The sequence below is a fragment of the Pseudomonas sp. P4_D7 genome (assembly GCF_056401755.1).
Genome location: NZ_JBFUIR010000014.1, coordinates 105447 through 122334, shown reverse-complemented (window position 1 = coordinate 122334; position 16888 = coordinate 105447). Strand labels below are relative to the sequence as shown.

15 protein-coding genes are annotated in these 16888 nt (G+C 57.2%); 11 read left to right on the top strand and 4 right to left on the bottom strand.

Annotation, left to right across the window (positions count from 1 at the left end; all coding sequences use genetic code 11):
• Positions 1 to 15 precede the first annotated feature (15 nt).
• Positions 16 to 735 carry a response regulator transcription factor gene (locus tag AC1DVF_RS11780; protein WP_186620320.1) on the top strand — a complete coding sequence of 240 codons (720 nt, stop codon included), beginning with the start codon at positions 16 to 18 and terminating at the stop codon, positions 733 to 735.
• A gap of 101 nt (positions 736 to 836) precedes the next feature.
• On the opposite strand, the gene gyrB is transcribed toward AC1DVF_RS11780, so the two are convergent.
• The 4 genes from gyrB to dnaA are packed head-to-tail and all read right to left on the bottom strand — an operon-like array spanning position 837 to position 7047.
• The gene (gene gyrB, locus AC1DVF_RS11775) at positions 837 to 3254 is read right to left on the bottom strand and encodes a DNA topoisomerase (ATP-hydrolyzing) subunit B (protein ID WP_477782487.1); all 2418 of its coding nucleotides are present in this window, start codon (positions 3252 to 3254) and stop codon (positions 837 to 839) included.
• Positions 3255 to 3259: 5 nt separating this feature from the next.
• On the bottom strand, positions 3260 to 4363 hold the full coding sequence (gene recF, locus AC1DVF_RS11770; RefSeq protein WP_038359568.1) for a DNA replication/repair protein RecF: 1104 nt from the start codon (positions 4361 to 4363) through the stop codon (positions 3260 to 3262).
• A 14-nt stretch (positions 4364 to 4377) separates the two neighbouring features.
• Positions 4378 to 5481 (bottom strand): DNA polymerase III subunit beta, encoded by a 1104-nt coding sequence (dnaN, locus tag AC1DVF_RS11765; RefSeq protein ID WP_007911887.1) that lies wholly within the window; start codon positions 5479 to 5481, stop codon positions 4378 to 4380.
• 39 nt (positions 5482 to 5520) lie between these two features.
• Positions 5521 to 7047, bottom strand: a complete 1527-nt coding sequence (dnaA, locus tag AC1DVF_RS11760) for a chromosomal replication initiator protein DnaA (RefSeq protein WP_093429550.1) — start codon at positions 7045 to 7047, stop codon at positions 5521 to 5523.
• A 566-nt stretch (positions 7048 to 7613) separates the two neighbouring features.
• On the opposite strand from dnaA, the gene rpmH reads away from it, so the two are divergent.
• From rpmH to AC1DVF_RS11710, 10 genes are all read left to right on the top strand, one after another.
• Positions 7614 to 7748 carry a 50S ribosomal protein L34 gene (gene rpmH / locus AC1DVF_RS11755; RefSeq protein ID WP_003213577.1) on the top strand — a complete coding sequence of 45 codons (135 nt, stop codon included), beginning with the start codon at positions 7614 to 7616 and terminating at the stop codon, positions 7746 to 7748.
• A 16-nt stretch (positions 7749 to 7764) separates the two neighbouring features.
• Complete coding sequence (gene rnpA / locus AC1DVF_RS11750) at positions 7765 to 8166, top strand: ribonuclease P protein component (RefSeq protein WP_042704971.1); 402 nt, start codon at positions 7765 to 7767, stop codon at positions 8164 to 8166.
• Entirely contained in the window at positions 8159 to 8404 is a 246-nt protein-coding gene (gene yidD, locus AC1DVF_RS11745; RefSeq protein WP_010465488.1) for a membrane protein insertion efficiency factor YidD, read from the top strand. The genes rnpA and yidD overlap by 8 nt, the downstream gene beginning before the upstream one ends.
• Positions 8405 to 8406: 2 nt before the next feature.
• Positions 8407 to 10086 carry a membrane protein insertase YidC gene (yidC, locus tag AC1DVF_RS11740; protein ID WP_477782486.1) on the top strand — a complete coding sequence of 560 codons (1680 nt, stop codon included), beginning with the start codon at positions 8407 to 8409 and terminating at the stop codon, positions 10084 to 10086.
• Positions 10087 to 10165: 79 nt separating this feature from the next.
• Positions 10166 to 11536, top strand: coding sequence for a tRNA uridine-5-carboxymethylaminomethyl(34) synthesis GTPase MnmE (gene mnmE / locus AC1DVF_RS11735; protein ID WP_093429551.1), 1371 nt, complete (start codon positions 10166 to 10168; stop codon positions 11534 to 11536).
• Positions 11537 to 12088: 552 nt separating this feature from the next.
• Entirely contained in the window at positions 12089 to 13987 is a 1899-nt protein-coding gene (gene mnmG, locus AC1DVF_RS11730; RefSeq protein WP_093429552.1) for a tRNA uridine-5-carboxymethylaminomethyl(34) synthesis enzyme MnmG, read from the top strand.
• Positions 13984 to 14628 carry a 16S rRNA (guanine(527)-N(7))-methyltransferase RsmG gene (gene rsmG, locus AC1DVF_RS11725; protein WP_038359549.1) on the top strand — a complete coding sequence of 215 codons (645 nt, stop codon included), beginning with the start codon at positions 13984 to 13986 and terminating at the stop codon, positions 14626 to 14628. The genes mnmG and rsmG overlap by 4 nt, the downstream gene beginning before the upstream one ends.
• 18 nt (positions 14629 to 14646) lie before the next feature.
• Positions 14647 to 15444, top strand: a complete 798-nt coding sequence (locus AC1DVF_RS11720; RefSeq protein ID WP_008084406.1) for a ParA family protein — start codon at positions 14647 to 14649, stop codon at positions 15442 to 15444.
• A gap of 9 nt (positions 15445 to 15453) precedes the next feature.
• A complete protein-coding gene (locus AC1DVF_RS11715) occupies positions 15454 to 16326 on the top strand; it encodes a ParB/RepB/Spo0J family partition protein (RefSeq protein ID WP_034152184.1) in 873 nt (290 codons plus the stop codon).
• Between the two features lie 148 nt (positions 16327 to 16474).
• Complete coding sequence (locus tag AC1DVF_RS11710) at positions 16475 to 16882, top strand: F0F1 ATP synthase subunit I (protein ID WP_003229783.1); 408 nt, start codon at positions 16475 to 16477, stop codon at positions 16880 to 16882.
• Positions 16883 to 16888: the final 6 nt, after the last annotated feature.

Here is a 16888-nt window from a genome sequence, read left to right as displayed (position 1 = left end):
AAGGAATAACCGCGAATGCGCGTTGCGATTCTGGACGACGAACCCGCCGAACTGCGCCGGGTCGAGCAAACCCTGCAGCAAATGGCCGATGCTGGCGATCAGCCATGGTCGCTGCACAGCTTCGAGCGTGGCGAAGACTTGCTGCGCCAGTTGCGCCGGGAAACCTTCGACCTGCTGATCCTCGACTGGCAACTGCCAGACCTGACCGGCTTGGCCCTGCTGCGCTGGACCCGCGAACACATGGAAGCGCCACCAGCGGCGATCATGCTGACCAGTCGCGATGGCGAGAGCGATATCGTCCAGGCCTTGAACGCTGGCGCCGATGATTACGTCAGCAAGCCATTCCGGCCGAATGAGTTGAAGGCGCGGGTGGCGGCGGTGCTGCGTCGGCATAGCCAGCAACGCGCGGCTGCAAGTGAGGTGCTGAGCTTTAATGATTTGACATTTGATGACGCTGAACTGACGGTTACCCGCGAGGGCAAACCGATTGTCATGACCGAACGCGAGTACCGACTCGCCCGGTGCCTGTTCAGCAATCTGGGCCGGCCATTGTCGCGGGACTACCTGTATGAGCGGTTTTGGCCGCACGAGGAGATGGCGTCGTCGCGACCGCTGGATACGCATATCTATCGGCTGCGTAACAAATTGGGGCTGACGGCGGATCGGGGTTGGCAGTTGCTGACGATTTATGGGTATGGGTATCGTCTAGAAAGCGTCGCATCTGCGGTCGAGTAGACCATTCCGAGCACATGCTCGGAATGGTTGAAAATGGCAAACCAGAAAAATAAAAAAGGCCAACGCATTGCGTTGGCCTTTTTTGATGGCGCCAGCCGGAATCAGAAATCCAGGTTCGAAACCGCCAACGCATTGCTCTCGATGAAGTCACGGCGAGGTTCGACCGCATCACCCATCAGGGTGTTGAAGATCTGGTCTGCGCCAATGGCGTCTTCGATGGTGACTTTCAGCATGCGGCGCACGCTTGGGTCCATGGTGGTTTCCCACAGCTGATCCGGGTTCATTTCGCCCAGACCTTTGTATCGCTGAATGGTGTGGCGCTTGGTGCTTTCAGCCATCAGCCAGTCGAGGGCTTCCTTGAACTCGGTGACTGCCTTCTTGCGCTCGCCACGCTGGATGTACGCGCCGTCCTCGAGCAGGGTGCTCAGTTGAGCGCCGAGGGTGACGACGGTTTTGTAGTCGTTGCTGCCGAAGAAGTCGCGGTTGAAAGTGACGTAGTTCGACAGGCCGTGGGAGATCAGTTCGACCTCCGGCAGCCACACGCCACGCTCACGGTCTTCACGCAGGCTGGCCTTGTAGACCAGGCCGGACTTCTCGACGGTGCGCAGACGGACTTCGTACTGGGCCAGCCAGTCCTGCATCTTGGCGTGGTCGCCAAGCATTTCCAGGCTCACGGCCGGCAGGTAGATGAAGTGCTCGGTCAGCTCTTGCGGGTACAGGCGCGAAAGACGCTTGAGGGTCTTCATCACCATGCGGAAGTCGTTTACCAGACGCTCGAGTGCTTCACCGGAAATGCCCGGGGCTTCTTCGTTCAGGTGCAGGCTCGCATCTTCCAGAGCCGACTGCGTCATGTACTCTTCCATGGCGTCGTCGTCTTTGATGTATTGCTCTTGCTTGCCTTTCTTGACCTTGTACAGCGGCGGCTGGGCGATGTAGATGTAGCCGCGCTCGATCAGCTCCGGCAACTGACGGAAGAAGAAGGTCAGCAGCAGGGTACGGATGTGCGAACCGTCGACGTCAGCATCGGTCATGATGATGATGTTGTGATAACGCAGCTTGTCGATGTTGTATTCGTCGCGACCGATGCCGCAGCCCAGCGCGGTGATCAAGGTGCCCACTTCCTGGGAAGAGATCATCTTGTCAAAACGCGCTTTCTCGACGTTGAGGATCTTGCCCTTCAACGGCAGGATCGCCTGGGTCTTGCGGTTACGTCCCTGCTTGGCAGAGCCGCCCGCGGAGTCACCTTCCACGAGGTACAGTTCGGACAGCGCCGGGTCTTTTTCCTGGCAGTCAGCGAGCTTGCCCGGCAGACCGGCGATGTCCAGCGCGCCTTTGCGGCGGGTCATCTCACGGGCCTTGCGCGCCGCTTCACGGGCACGGGCGGCGTCGATCATCTTGCCGACGACCAGCTTGGCTTCGTTCGGGTTTTCCAGGAGGAAGTCGGAGAAGTACTTGCCCATCTCCTGCTCGACCGCAGTCTTCACTTCGGAAGAGACCAGCTTGTCTTTGGTCTGCGAGCTGAACTTCGGATCCGGCACTTTCACCGAAATGATCGCGGTCAGGCCTTCACGGGCATCGTCGCCGGTGGTGGCGACTTTGTGCTTCTTCGCCAGACCTTCCTGCTCGATGTAGTTGTTCAGGTTACGCGTCAGGGCCGAACGGAAACCCACCAGGTGGGTACCGCCGTCGCGCTGCGGAATGTTGTTGGTGAAGCACAACAGGTTCTCGTTGAAGCTGTCGTTCCACTGCAGGGCGATTTCCACGCCGATGCCGTCTTCACGCTGGATGTTGAAGTGGAACACCTGGTTGACCGCAGTCTTGTTGGTGTTCAGGTATTCAACGAACGCACGCAGGCCGCCTTCGTACTTGAACAGCTCTTCCTTGCCGCTGCGCTCATCCTTGAGGACGATGCCGACACCGGAGTTGAGGAAGGACAGTTCACGAATGCGCTTGGCCAGGATGTCCCAGCTGAAGTGAATGTTCTTGAAGGTTTCGCTGGAAGCCTTGAAGTGGATCTGGGTGCCGGTGGTTTCGCTGTCGCCAACGATGGCCATCGGTGCCTGAGGTACGCCGTGGACGTAGGTCTGTTCCCAGATCTTGCCGCTGCGGCGAACAGTCAGAACCAGCTCTTCGGACAGTGCGTTCACTACCGACACACCTACACCGTGCAGACCGCCGGAGACCTTGTAGGAGTTATCGTCGAACTTACCGCCAGCGTGGAGGACGGTCATGATGACCTCGGCGGCGGAAACGCCTTCCTCTTTGTGTACGTCTACCGGGATGCCACGGCCGTTGTCTTTAACGGTGATGGACTCATCCGGGTGGATAATGATGCTGATGTCGTCGCAGTGGCCGGCGAGGGCTTCGTCGATCGAGTTGTCGACCACCTCGAACACCATGTGGTGCAGACCGCTGCCATCGTCGGTGTCACCAATGTACATACCGGGACGTTTGCGTACGGCATCCAGGCCTTTCAGCACTTTAATGCTCGTTGAGTCGTACGTATTTTCTTCGCTCAATGCCTTCACTCCCGATGGTCGTGGGTCTGGGTGATACGGCCCTGTTCCACGTGGAACAGAGCGACTGGCGTTTCCGTCTGCCAGCCTTCCCTCAATAATTCGTGATCTACACAGGTGATGAACACCTGGCAGCGTAAGTCTTCCAGCAAACGGCACAGCGCGCGACGATGTCCCTCGTCCAGCTCGGACGGCAAGTCATCCACCAGATAAATACACTGACCGCGACGGGCCTGGCTGACCAAATGCCCTTGGGCAATCCGTAGTGCACAGACCACTAACTTCTGCTGACCCCGGGACAATATGTCCGCGGCGTTGTGAGCGCCCAATCTAAGACGCAAATCAGCCCGTTGCGGTCCGGCCTGGGTATGACCCATTTGCTGATCCCGTTGCACGGATCCAGCCAGTACGGCGCTCAATTCCCGGTCTTTGTCCCAGCCTCGGTAATAGCTGAGCGTCAAACCTTCAAGCTCAACCAGTTCGCTCAAGGTTTGTTCAAAGACTGGTTTCAAGGCTTTGATGTAGGCGCGGCGGTATTCATCGATTTCAGCGCTGGCCTGGCACAGTTCCCTGTCCCAAACCGCTTGCGAAACGGCGTCAAGTGTACCATGTCGCAGCCAAGAGTTTCTCTGGCGCAGGGCCTTCTGCAACCGCTGCCAGGTGGCCATAAAGCGCGGCTCGACGTGGAACACGCCCCAGTCGAGAAACTGTCGACGAATCTTCGGCGCACCTTCAAGCAAGCGGAAGCTGTCGGGGTTGATCAACTGCAGCGGCAGGATCTCCGCCAGCTGCGCAGCACTGCGGGCGTTCTGGCCGTCGATGCGGATCTGGAACTCGCCCTGACGATCGCGCGAGATCCCCAACGCACTGTGCCCACCCTCAGCCAATTCGACCTGACCGAACACGGTGCAGGCGAGTTGCTCGTACTGAATGACCGGCAACAGCCGCGTGCTACGAAACGAACGGGCAAGCCCCAGCAGATGAATGGCTTCCAGAACACTGGTTTTGCCGCTGCCGTTGGCGCCGTAAAGAATGTTGATGCGGGGGGAGGGGGAGAAGGTCACCGGGTGCAGATTGCGCACCGCGGTGACCGAAACACGACTTAAGGACATCCAGGGTCAGCTGATTACAGACGCATCGGCATGACAACGTAAGCCGAATCGTCGTTGTCGGACTCTTGCACCAATGCACTGCTGTTGGAGTCGGACAGGATCAGACGAACCTGCTCGGTGGTCATCACGCCCAGCACGTCGAGCAAATAGCTCACGTTGAAGCCGATTTCCAGAGAGCCGCCGTTGTATTCAACGCCCACTTCCTCTTCCGCTTCTTCCTGTTCCGGGTTGTTGGCCTGGATCTTCAACTGACCGCTGGCCAGTTGCAGACGGATACCACGGTACTTCTCGTTGGACAGAATCGCGGTACGGCTGAACGCTTCACGCAAGGCCTGGCGATCGCCCAATACCAGCTTGTCGCCGCCCTTTGGCAGAACGCGCTCGTAGTCCGGGAACTTGCCGTCAACCAGTTTCGAGGTGAAGGTGAATTCGCCGGTGGTGGCGCGGATGTGATGTTGACCCAGCACGATGCTGACATTGCCGTCCGGCTCGGTGAGCAGACGCGCCAGTTCCAGAATACCTTTGCGCGGCACGATCACCTGATGGCGATCTGGCTGGCCGATATCGGCCTTCATCGAGCACATGGCCAGACGGTGACCGTCGGTGGCCACAGCGCGGATGATGCCTTCGGACACTTCCAGCAGCATGCCATTGAGGTAATAACGCACGTCCTGCTGGGCCATGGCGAAGCTTGTGCGTTCGATCAGGCGACGCAGTTTGCTTTGTTCAAGACTGCAAGTCAGCGAGCCCGGACCTTCTTCAACGGTCGGGAAATCGTTGGCCGGCAGAGTCGACAAGGTGAAGCGGCTACGGCCAGCCTTCACCACCAGCTTCTGCTCGTCGACCTTGATGTCGATCAGCGCGTCGTTGGGCAGGCTTTTGCAGATATCCATCAGCTTGCGCGCAGGCACCGTGATGGAACCTGTTTCAGCCGGCTCTTCAAGTTGCACACGACCAACCAGCTCGACCTCGAGGTCGGTACCGGTCAGCGACAGTTGCTGGCCTTCGACAACCAGCAGCACGTTGGAGAGTACCGGCAAGGTCTGTCGGCGCTCGACGACGCCTGCGACCAGTTGCAGGGGTTTCAACAGGGCTTCGCGTTGAATGGTGAAATGCATGGTCTAGTCCCTTGCCTTAATAAGCTGCGCTGGTGTTCATCAAGTGGTCAGTGTACGCAGCAGGTTCTTGTAGTCCTCGCGGATGTCCGCGTCGGATTCCTTAAGTTCGTTGATCTTTCGACAGGCGTGCAACACCGTGGTGTGGTCGCGGCCGCCGAACACATCGCCGATTTCCGGCAGGCTGTGGTTGGTCAGTTCCTTGGACAAGGCCATGGCGACCTGACGCGGACGAGCCACCGAGCGCGAACGGCGCTTGGACAGCAGATCCGAGATCTTGATCTTGTAGTACTCGGCGACGGTGCGCTGAATGTTATCCACAGAGACCAGTTTGTCCTGCAACGCCAACAGGTCTTTCAGGGATTCGCGAATCAGCTCGATGGTGATGTCGCGGCCCATGAAGTGCGAGTGGGCGATCACGCGTTTCAGCGCACCTTCCAGCTCACGGACGTTGGAGCGAATGCGCTGGGCGATGAAGAACGCGGCGTCATGCGGTAACTCGACTTTGGCCTGGTCGGCCTTCTTCATCAAGATCGCCACGCGGGTTTCCAGTTCCGGCGGCTCGACGGCAACCGTCAGGCCCCAGCCGAAGCGGGATTTGAGGCGTTCTTCAAGGCCTTCGATTTCTTTCGGGTAGCGGTCACTGGTGAGAATGACCTGCTGGCCACCTTCAAGCAGGGCGTTGAAAGTGTGGAAAAACTCTTCCTGCGAGCGCTCTTTGCGGGCGAAGAACTGAATGTCGTCGATCAGCAAGGCATCCACCGAACGGTAGAAACGCTTGAACTCGTTGATCGCGTTCAGTTGCAGTGCCTTGACCATGTCGGCCACGAAACGCTCGGAATGCAGGTAAACGACCTTGGCATTCGGGTTCTTCTTTAATAGGTGGTTACCCACCGCGTGCATCAAGTGGGTTTTACCCAGGCCGACGCCACCATAAAGGAACAGCGGGTTGTAACCGTGCTTGGGGTTGTCCGCCACTTGCCAGGCCGCCGCGCGGGCGAGCTGGTTGGATTTACCTTCGACGAAGTTTTCGAAGGTGAAGGTGCGGTTCAGGTAGCTGGTGTGCTTGAGCGCACCTTCGACCTGCACGGTGCGCTGTTCGGCGCGAACCGGGGCTTGCTGCGAAGCGGCACCGGACATCGGATCGAAACTGTCGCGAGACGGTTCATCGCTGACTTCAGGGCTTTTCTGCGTCGAGCGCTTGGCCGTCGGTGCGGGCGTCTGCGTCGGTGCCTGCACGTTCGCAGGTGCGGCATTGACCTGAGCCTGGGAAACCTGAGCGGCGGCCAGCGGTGCATTCGGTGCGGCACGCGGTGCCGAGCTGCGCTTGCTGCCTATTAATAAGGAGAGCGCCGGCGCCGTGCCGTTGCCATGCTCATCCAGCAGTTCAAGGACGCGGCCCAGGTACTTTTCGTTGACCCAGTCCAGCACAAAACGGTTCGGTGCGTAGACGCGCAACTCGTCGCCTTCGGCTTCGACCTGTAGTGGACGGATCCAGGTGTTGAATTGTTGGGCAGGCAGCTCCTCGCGCAAAAGCTCCACGCACTGCTGCCAAAGTTCCACTGACACGGATATCCCCTAAGTTGAAAGCCGGTGAGGCAAAAACAAGCGGCCATTGTAGCGGCGAGCCGTCCACTTATCCACATGCAGGTTGCCCGGTGACCATGATTTATCAATGTGTTAACCGATGAAAAAGCGACCAACGGTGCGTGAATAAGCTCTGTGGATAACCGCCTCTAAGGGCACTGGACAACTGGGGGCTGAACTCGGTGGATAACCTGCCTGTGGATAACAGGCCTTTCCACACACAGGTTATCCGATAGTGCAGCACAGGCTGAACACGGTTTTCCACTGTAGTTGTCATTCTCTGTACATCAGGCGAAATAAGGGCTGATAGCACTTATCCACAGAAGGAGGCATTCCTAGCTTTTATAAGCTATACAGAAAAGCTTTAAATAATTCCCTTCTTTATTTTTATGTTTGGCAGACAGGCTTTCAGCCAGAGACAGCCCTGAGATCTATTTATAAGGAAACGCTGGTTGGAAATTGACCTGAAGGCTTGCTTTCTCTAGAATCCCCGGTCTCTTAAAACGGGGGCCATTCCGGCCCGTTGTGGACGAACCAGGTAACACGACATGAAACGTACTTTCCAACCAAGCACCATCAAACGCGCCCGTACCCACGGTTTCCGTGCTCGCATGGCTACCAAGAACGGCCGTGCTGTCCTGTCGCGTCGCCGCGCCAAAGGTCGTGCGCGTCTGGCAGTTTGATAATCCGGTACTGGAGGTGAGTCAGGACTTCAGTCGGGAAAAGCGTCTGCTTACTCCCCGGCATTTCAAGGCAGTCTTTGACTCCCCTACCGGCAAGGTTCCGGGGAAAAATCTCCTGCTCCTTGCACGCAACAACGATCTTGATCACCCCCGTCTCGGGCTGGTTATCGGGAAAAAGAGCGTAAAGCTCTCCGTTGAGCGCAATCGCCTCAAACGTTTGATGCGCGAATCGTTCCGTCTGCACCAGGATTCACTGGTCGGCTGGGACATCGTTATCGTCGCGCGCAAAGGTCTGGGCGATGTAGAAAACCCCGAATTGATTCAGCATTTCGGCAAGCTCTGGAAGCGTCTGGCACGCAGCAAGCCAGTTCCAGAAGTCAAAACCGAAACTGTAGGGGTAGACAGTCCAGATGCGTAAACTGGCCCTCGTTCCGATCCAGTTTTATCGCTATGCCATTAGTCCTTTGATGGCCAGTCACTGTCGTTTCTACCCCAGTTGTTCCTGCTACGCGTATGAAGCCATCGAAAATCATGGCCTTCTGCGCGGTGGCTGGCTGACCTTTCGTCGTTTAGGTCGCTGTCATCCGTGGAATCCCGGTGGTTATGACCCGGTTCCACCTATCCCTACCTCCCGTTCTTCTTCGATGGCCGAGTAATCATGGATATCAAACGCACGATCCTGATCGTCGCCCTGGCAATCGTGGCCTACGTTATGGTCCTTAAATGGAACCAGGACTATGGTCAGGCTGCCCTGCCGACTCAGAATGTTGCTTCCAGTACGACTACATCCGGTTTGCCGGACACCGCCACTGGCAATAATGCTGCCGCCAGTGACGATATTCCGCGCGCCGCTAGCGATACCAGCGCACCTGCCGAAACACCGGTAGCCGCCAGCAAGGATCTGATCCAGATCAAAACTGACGTGCTCGATCTGGCGATCGATCCACAAGGTGGTGATGTTGCTCAACTGACCTTGCCTTTGTATCCACGTCGTCAGGATCGTCCTGATGTGCCGTTCCAGCTGTTCGATAACGGCGGCGAACGTGTTTATCTGGCACAAAGCGGCCTGATCGGCACCAATGGCCCGGATGCAAATCCGGCCGRTCGTCCGGTCTACTCTTCGGAGAAGAAGACTTATCAACTGGCTGACGGTCAGGACCAACTGGTCGTCGACCTGAAATTCAGCAAGGACGGCGTCAACTACATCAAGCGTTTCACCCTGAAACGCGGCCTGTATGACGTAGCCGTTTCCTACATTGTGGATAACCAGAGCGCTCAGCCTTGGAACGGCGCAATGTTTGCTCAGTTGAAGCGTGATAACAGCGCTGACCCTTCGTCCACTACTGCTACTGGCACCGCGACCTACCTGGGCGCTGCCCTGTGGACAAGTTCGGAGCCGTACAAGAAAGTGTCCATGAAGGACATGGACAAGGCACAGCTGAAAGAAACCGTCACCGGTGGTTGGGTAGCCTGGCTGCAACACTACTTTGTGACCGCGTGGATTCCGGCCAAGGGCGAAAACAACATCGTCCAGACCCGTAAAGACAGCAAAGGCAACTACATCATCGGTTACACCGGTCCTACACTGACCGCTGCTCCGGGTGCCAAAGTTGAAACCAGCGCTGTGCTGTACGCCGGTCCGAAAAGCCAGGCTGTACTGAAAGAGTTGTCCCCAGGTCTGGAACTGACCGTCGACTACGGCATTCTGTGGTTCATTGCCCAGCCAATCTTCTGGCTGCTGCAACACATCCACGCGATCGTTGGTAACTGGGGCTGGTCGATCATCTTCCTGACCATGCTGATCAAGGGTCTTTTCTTCCCTCTGTCGGCTGCCAGCTACAAATCGATGGCGCGCATGCGTGCCGTTGCACCGAAACTGGCTGCATTGAAAGAGCAACATGGCGATGACCGGCAGAAAATGTCGCAAGCCATGATGGAGCTGTACAAGAAAGAGAAGATCAATCCGCTGGGCGGCTGCTTGCCGATCCTCGTGCAGATGCCGGTTTTCCTTTCGCTGTACTGGGTTCTGCTGGAAAGCGTAGAGATGCGCCAGGCGCCGTTCATGCTGTGGATCACTGACCTGTCGATCAAGGATCCGTTCTTCATTCTGCCGATCATCATGGGCGCAACCATGTTCATCCAGCAGCAGCTGAACCCGACTCCGCCGGATCCGATGCAGGCGAAGGTCATGAAAATGATGCCAATCATCTTCACCTTCTTCTTCCTGTGGTTCCCTGCAGGTTTGGTGCTGTACTGGGTTGTGAACAACTGCCTGTCCATAACCCAACAGTGGTACATCACACGTAAGATCGAACGGGCTACCAAAGCAGCCGCTTGATTTACACTGTGGATAACCACTCAAAACGCCCCCTAGTGGGGCGTTTTGCTATCTGCCACTTTTGTCTGGATTCCGGTTTATGAGCACACCTCGTGAAACCATCGCCGCCGTCGCCACCGCTCAGGGTCGCGGCGGTGTGGGCATTGTTCGTATTTCCGGGCCGCTGGCCAGTGTTGCAGCCAAAGCTATAAGCGGCCGCGAGCTGAAACCGCGTTACGCCCATTACGGGCCATTTTTCAGTGATGACCAGCAAGTGCTCGATGAAGGTCTGGCTCTATATTTCCCGGGGCCAAACTCGTTCACCGGCGAAGACGTTCTGGAATTGCAGGGCCACGGTGGGCCGATCGTTCTGGACATGCTGCTCAAACGCTGCCTGGAACTGGGCTGCCGTCTGGCGCGTCCGGGGGAGTTCAGCGAACGCGCGTTCCTCAATGACAAACTCGACCTGGCCCAGGCCGAGGCGATTGCCGATTTGATCGAGGCGAGTTCTGCACAGGCGGCGCGCAATGCCCTGCGGTCTTTGCAAGGTGCGTTTTCCCAGCGTGTGCATAACTTGACCGAACAACTGATCGGCCTGCGCATCTACGTCGAAGCCGCCATCGACTTCCCGGAAGAAGAAATCGACTTCCTCGCCGATGGCCATGTGCTGAGCATGCTTGACAAAGTCCGTGATGAATTATCCACAGTATTGCGCGAAGCCGGGCAGGGCGCGTTGTTGCGCGATGGCATGACCGTGGTGATTGCCGGTCGTCCGAATGCCGGCAAGTCCAGCCTGTTGAATGCGTTAGCCGGTCGCGAAGCTGCGATCGTCACCGAGATTGCCGGCACCACCCGCGATATTTTGCGTGAACATATCCACATCGACGGTATGCCGTTGCACGTTGTGGATACCGCAGGTTTGCGTGATACCGAAGACCAGGTGGAAAAGATTGGCGTTGAACGCGCACTGAAAGCCATCGGCGAAGCGGATCGCGTCCTGCTGGTGGTCGATGCAACCGCTCCGGAAGCACTGGATCCGTTTGCCTTGTGGCCTGAATTCCTCGAAACCCGCCCGGATCCGGCCAAGGTTACGTTGATCCGTAACAAAGCAGACCTGACTGGTGAATCCATTTCCCTGGAAGTCAGTGAAGATAGCCACGTGACGATCAGTCTGAGCGCCAAATCTGCAGGTGATGGCCTGGAACTCCTGCGTGATCACCTCAAGGCCTGTATGGGCTACGAGCAGACTTCGGAAAGCAGCTTCAGTGCTCGTCGTCGCCATCTGGAAGCGTTGCGCCATGCCAGTGCAGCCCTTGAACACGGTCGTGCGCAACTGACTCTGGCGGGTGCGGGCGAGTTGCTGGCCGAAGACCTGCGTCAGGCTCAGCACTCTCTAGGGGAAATCACCGGGGCATTCAGCTCTGATGATCTGCTGGGACGGATCTTTTCCAGCTTCTGTATCGGTAAATAAACCCTCCGCTTTCCACAGACAGGTCCATTCGCGACCTGTCTGCGCCTCCTCTTTCTCAAACCTTTCTCCAGTGCCGGGCAGATTTCGTCTCCCTGAGCGGATTTCTCGCGCCTGTTATTTCTTCATTCACCGTATTTCTGTGGATTAAGCCCTGTGAATAACTGCCACTAAGGGCAGTTGATAACAGGGCCTGAAAACTGGACATAACCCCCTCTGTGGATAACCAACCCTTTAATCCACAGGCTTAAATCGGTTATCCAAGGCCCTCATTGGCACATGGTCACAGGGTTTTGAATCTCTGTACATATTGAATATAAAGGCCTGTATCAATCTATCCACAGAAAGTAGCCTCAGTAGAAATAAACATAAAAACAAAGGTTTTATAAATTTCTCTCTTTTTTATTCTTTTAACCTCGAGTTCTCCACAGCTGGTTAAATTTTGTGCAAAGGGTTCTTTAGGAAGGGCGAAGTCCCTATACTTGTCGACCAGGTTCAGAAACCTGATCTCAAACTATTCCTGAATTACCTACTTAAGCAGGCACGAGGTGCGTGGTGGATTTCCCTTCCCGTTTTGAAGTGATCGTCATCGGCGGCGGTCATGCCGGTACCGAGGCAGCACTGGCCTCAGCACGTATGGGGGCAAAAACCCTGTTGCTGACGCATAACGTGGAAACCCTCGGTGCCATGAGTTGCAACCCGGCCATCGGTGGCATTGGCAAAAGCCATCTGGTCAAGGAAATCGATGCCCTCGGCGGCGCGATGGCCACCGCTACCGATTTGGGTGGCATTCAGTTTCGCGTGTTGAACAGCCGCAAAGGCCCGGCCGTACGGGCGACCCGTGCGCAAGCTGACCGGATTCTGTACAAAGCCGCTGTCCGCGAAATTCTGGAAAACCAGCCGAACCTGTGGATATTTCAACAAGCTGCTGACGACCTGATCGTCGAGCAGGAACAAGTCCGTGGTGTTGTCACGCAAATGGGTCTGCGTTTTCTCGCCGATTCCGTGGTGTTGACCACCGGTACGTTCCTCGGCGGACTTATCCACATCGGTTTGCAGAATTTTTCCGGCGGTCGTGCCGGTGATCCGCCGTCCATCGCACTGGCTCACCGTCTGCGTGAACTGCCGCTGCGTGTCGGTCGCCTGAAAACCGGCACACCACCGCGTATCGACGGCAAGTCTGTGGATTTCTCGGTAATGACCGAGCAACCAGGCGATACGCCGATCCCGGTGATGTCGTTCATGGGTAACAAAGAACAGCATCCACGTCAGGTCAGTTGCTGGATTACTCACACCAACGCCCGCACCCACGAAATCATCGCGGCGAACCTCGACCGTTCGCCGATGTATTCCGCTGCCGGTGAGATCGAAGGCATTGGCCCGCGCTACTGCCCGTCGATCGAAGACAAGATCCACCGCTTTGCCGACAAGGAAAGCCATCAGGTGTTTATCGAACCGGAAGGTTTGACCACCCATGAGCTGTACCCGAACGGAATATCCACAAGCTTGCCTTTCGATGTGCAATTGCAGATCGTGCAATCGATTCGCGGCATGGAAAACGCGCACATCGTGCGTCCGGGTTATGCGATCGAGTACGACTACTTCGATCCGCGCGACCTGAAGTACAGCCTCGAAACCAAGGTCATCGGCGGTCTGTTCTTTGCCGGACAAATCAACGGCACCACCGGTTACGAAGAAGCTGGCGCCCAGGGTTTGCTGGCCGGGGCCAACGCGGCACTGCGCGCCAAGGGCAAAGAAGCCTGGTGTCCGCGTCGCGATGAAGCGTACATCGGTGTGTTGGTCGACGACCTGATCACCCTCGGTACCCAAGAGCCGTACCGCATGTTCACTTCCCGTGCCGAGTACCGCCTGATACTGCGCGAGGACAACGCCGACCTGCGTTTGACCGAAAAAGGTCGCGAGCTCGGATTGGTCGATGACGCACGTTGGGCAGCCTTCTGCAAGAAACGCGAAAGCATCGAACTCGAAGAACAGCGCCTGAAAAGCACTTGGGTTCGCCCGAATACGCAGCAGGGCGATGCGATCGCGGAAAAATTCGGCACGCCGCTGACTCACGAATACAACTTGCTCAACCTCTTGAGTCGTCCGGAAATCGACTACGCTGGTCTGGTCGAAGTGACCGGCAACGGTGCCGAAGATCCACAGGTCGCCGAACAGGTTGAAATCAAGACCAAATACGCCGGTTACATTGATCGTCAACAGGACGAAATCGCCCGTCTGCGCGCCAGTGAAGACACGAAACTGCCTGTGGATATCGATTACACCAACATTTCCGGTCTCTCCAAGGAGATCCAGAGCAAGCTCGGCGCGACTCGACCAGAGACGCTGGGCCAGGCTTCGCGGATCCCGGGTGTGACCCCGGCAGCGATTTCGCTGTTGATGATTCATTTGAAAAAACGCGGCGCGGGCCGTCAGTTGGAGCAAAGCGCTTGAGTTCTAAGGTCACTTCGCAACACGCCGAAGAGTTATCCACAGGAGCCCGCGAGCTCGGTGTCAACCTCACTGAAGCCCAGCATGAATTGCTGCTGGGTTATCTGGCCCTGTTGATCAAATGGAACCAGGCCTACAACCTGACTGCGGTGCGTGATCCGGACGAAATGGTTTCGCGTCACCTGCTCGATAGCCTGAGCGTGATGTCGTTCATCGAAAACGGCCGTTGGCTCGACGTCGGTAGCGGCGGCGGCATGCCGGGAATCCCGTTGGCGATCCTGTATCCGGACTCGCAAGTGACTTGTCTGGACAGCAACGGCAAGAAAACCCGCTTTCTGACCCAGGTCAAACTCGAACTCAAACTGGATAACCTGCAAGTTATCCACAGTCGTGTCGAAGCGTTCCAGCCTGCGCAGCCGTTCAACGGGATCATTTCCCGGGCGTTCAGCAGCATGGAAAACTTCACCAACTGGACTCGCCACTTAGGCGACGCCGATACACGCTGGCTGGCAATGAAGGGCGTTCATCCGGCCGATGAGCTGGTAGCATTGCCGGCAGACTTCAAACTCGATAGCGAACACGCCCTGGCCGTACCCGGTTGCCAAGGCCAACGCCATCTGCTGATACTGCGCCGCACGGCATGATTGGGAACACAAGCAAGAATGGCTAAGGTATTCGCGATAGCGAACCAAAAGGGTGGTGTGGGCAAGACCACCACCTGCATCAACCTCGCAGCATCCCTGGTCGCGACCAAGCGCCGGGTGCTGTTGATCGATCTCGATCCACAGGGCAACGCCACCATGGGTAGCGGTGTGGATAAACACGGCCTGGAAAACTCGGTCTACGACCTGCTGATCGGCGAATGTGATCTGGCTCAGGCCATGCACTATTCCGAACATGGCGGTTACCAACTGCTGCCGGCCAACCGCGATCTGACGGCGGCCGAAGTCGTGCTGCTGGAAATGCAGATGAAGGAAAGCCGTCTGCGCAGCGCGCTGGCGCCAATCCGCGAAAACTACGATTACATTCTGATCGACTGCCCGCCGTCGCTGTCGATGCTTACGCTGAACGCCTTGGTTGCTGCTGACGGGGTCATTATCCCCATGCAGTGCGAGTACTTTGCGCTCGAAGGTCTCAGCGACCTTGTGGATAACATCAAGCGCATCGCTGAACTGCTGAATCCGAACCTGAAAGTCGAAGGGTTGCTGCGGACCATGTATGACCCGCGCCTGAGCCTGATGAACGACGTTTCGGCGCAGCTCAAGGAGCACTTCGGCGATCAGCTGTACGACACGGTGATCCCGCGCAACATCCGCCTGGCCGAAGCGCCGAGCTACGGCATGCCGGCGCTGGCCTACGACAAGCAATCGCGCGGCGCCCTGGCTTATCTGGCCCTGGCCGGCGAGATGGTTCGCCGTCAGCGCAAAAACTCACGCATCGCCGCCGCTCAGGCAACTTAAGGAATCCCCATGGCCGTCAAGAAACGAGGTCTCGGACGTGGACTGGATGCACTGCTGAGTGGTCCGACCGTCAGCGCGCTGGAAGAACAAGCGGCGCAAGCTGACACCCGCGAACTGCAGCACTTGCCGTTGGATCTGCTGCAGCGCGGCAAATACCAGCCGCGCCGCGACATGGATCCGCAGGCGCTGGAAGAACTGGCAGCGTCGATCAAGGCGCAAGGCGTCATGCAGCCGATCGTGGTGCGCCCGATTGGCGGTGGCCGCTTTGAGATCATCGCTGGTGAACGTCGCTGGCGCGCGAGTCAGCAAGCCGGGCAGGAAACCATCCCGGCGATGGTCCGCGATGTGCCGGATGAAACCGCAATCGCCATTGCGCTGATCGAGAACATCCAGCGCGAAGACCTCAACCCGATCGAAGAAGCGGTGGCCCTGCAGCGTTTGCAGCAGGAATTCCAGCTGACGCAGCAGCAGGTCGCCGAGGCTGTGGGTAAGTCCCGCGTCACTGTGGCTAACCTGTTGCGGCTTATTGCACTACCGGAAGTCATCAAGACCATGCTGTCCCATGGCGACCTGGAAATGGGGCATGCCCGTGCTTTGCTCGGTCTGCCGGACAATCAGCAGGTGGAAGGGGCGCGACATGTTGTCGCACGCGGTCTCACCGTGCGCCAAACTGAGGCACTGGTTCGCCAGTGGTTGAGTGGCAAACCGGAGCCTGTGGAAGCAACCAAACCCGACCCGGATATCGCCCGCCTCGAACAGCGTCTGGCCGAGCGCCTAGGCTCTGCGGTGCAGATTCGCCATGGGAAGAAGGGAAAGGGCCAGTTGGTGATCGGTTACAACTCTCTCGATGAGCTTCAAGGTGTGCTCGCACACATCCGCTGAAACATTTCCTCATGTAGCGCGCAGTCGGAAATCACTACCTGACAGTTGAATAGGGGCAGAACCGCCCCTATACTCTGCGCGCATTTTGTCGGCACAAATTATGCCAAGTTATTGAATTCTGGCAGCCGACCATTGGAGAGCAAACGTGATGGAAACCCGCAAGCCAAACCGCCTGCCGTTCCATCGCCTGGCGGTTTTTCCGGTGTTAATGGCTCAATTTGTCATTTTGCTCATTGCCGCTTTGGCGCTCTGGCAATGGCACGGAGTCGTTGCCGGATACTCGGGACTTTGCGGAGGCCTGATAGCCTTGCTGCCCAATGTTTATTTCGCTCACAAGGCATTTCGGTTTTCCGGCGCCCGAGCAGCCCAGTCCATCGTCCGGTCTTTTTATGCCGGCGAGGCAGGCAAACTGATTTTGACGGCAGTGCTCTTTGCACTGGTGTTTGCAGGTGTGAAGCCACTGGCGCCGATAGCTGTATTCGGCGCGTTCGTGCTGACTCAGTCGGTCAGCTGGTTCGCTCCCCTGCTGATGAGAACAAGACTTTCGAGACCTTAGGGCGTT

Bases quoted from the DNA above. Each gene is read 5' to 3' on its own strand.
- recF (WP_038359568.1), bottom strand. From the start codon at position 4,363: ATGTCCTTAAGTCGTGTTTCGGTCACCGCGGTGCGCAATCTGCACCCG.
- yidD (WP_010465488.1), top strand. From the start codon at position 8,159: ATGCGTAAACTGGCCCTCGTTCCGATCCAGTTTTATCGCTATGCCATT.
- AC1DVF_RS11715 (WP_034152184.1), top strand. From the start codon at position 15,454: ATGGCCGTCAAGAAACGAGGTCTCGGACGTGGACTGGATGCACTGCTG.
- dnaN (WP_007911887.1), bottom strand. From the start codon at position 5,481: ATGCATTTCACCATTCAACGCGAAGCCCTGTTGAAACCCCTGCAACTG.
- mnmE (WP_093429551.1), top strand. From the start codon at position 10,166: ATGAGCACACCTCGTGAAACCATCGCCGCCGTCGCCACCGCTCAGGGT.
- AC1DVF_RS11780 (WP_186620320.1), top strand. From the start codon at position 16: ATGCGCGTTGCGATTCTGGACGACGAACCCGCCGAACTGCGCCGGGTC.
- rpmH (WP_003213577.1), top strand. From the start codon at position 7,614: ATGAAACGTACTTTCCAACCAAGCACCATCAAACGCGCCCGTACCCAC.
- AC1DVF_RS11710 (WP_003229783.1), top strand. From the start codon at position 16,475: ATGGAAACCCGCAAGCCAAACCGCCTGCCGTTCCATCGCCTGGCGGTT.
- AC1DVF_RS11720 (WP_008084406.1), top strand. From the start codon at position 14,647: ATGGCTAAGGTATTCGCGATAGCGAACCAAAAGGGTGGTGTGGGCAAG.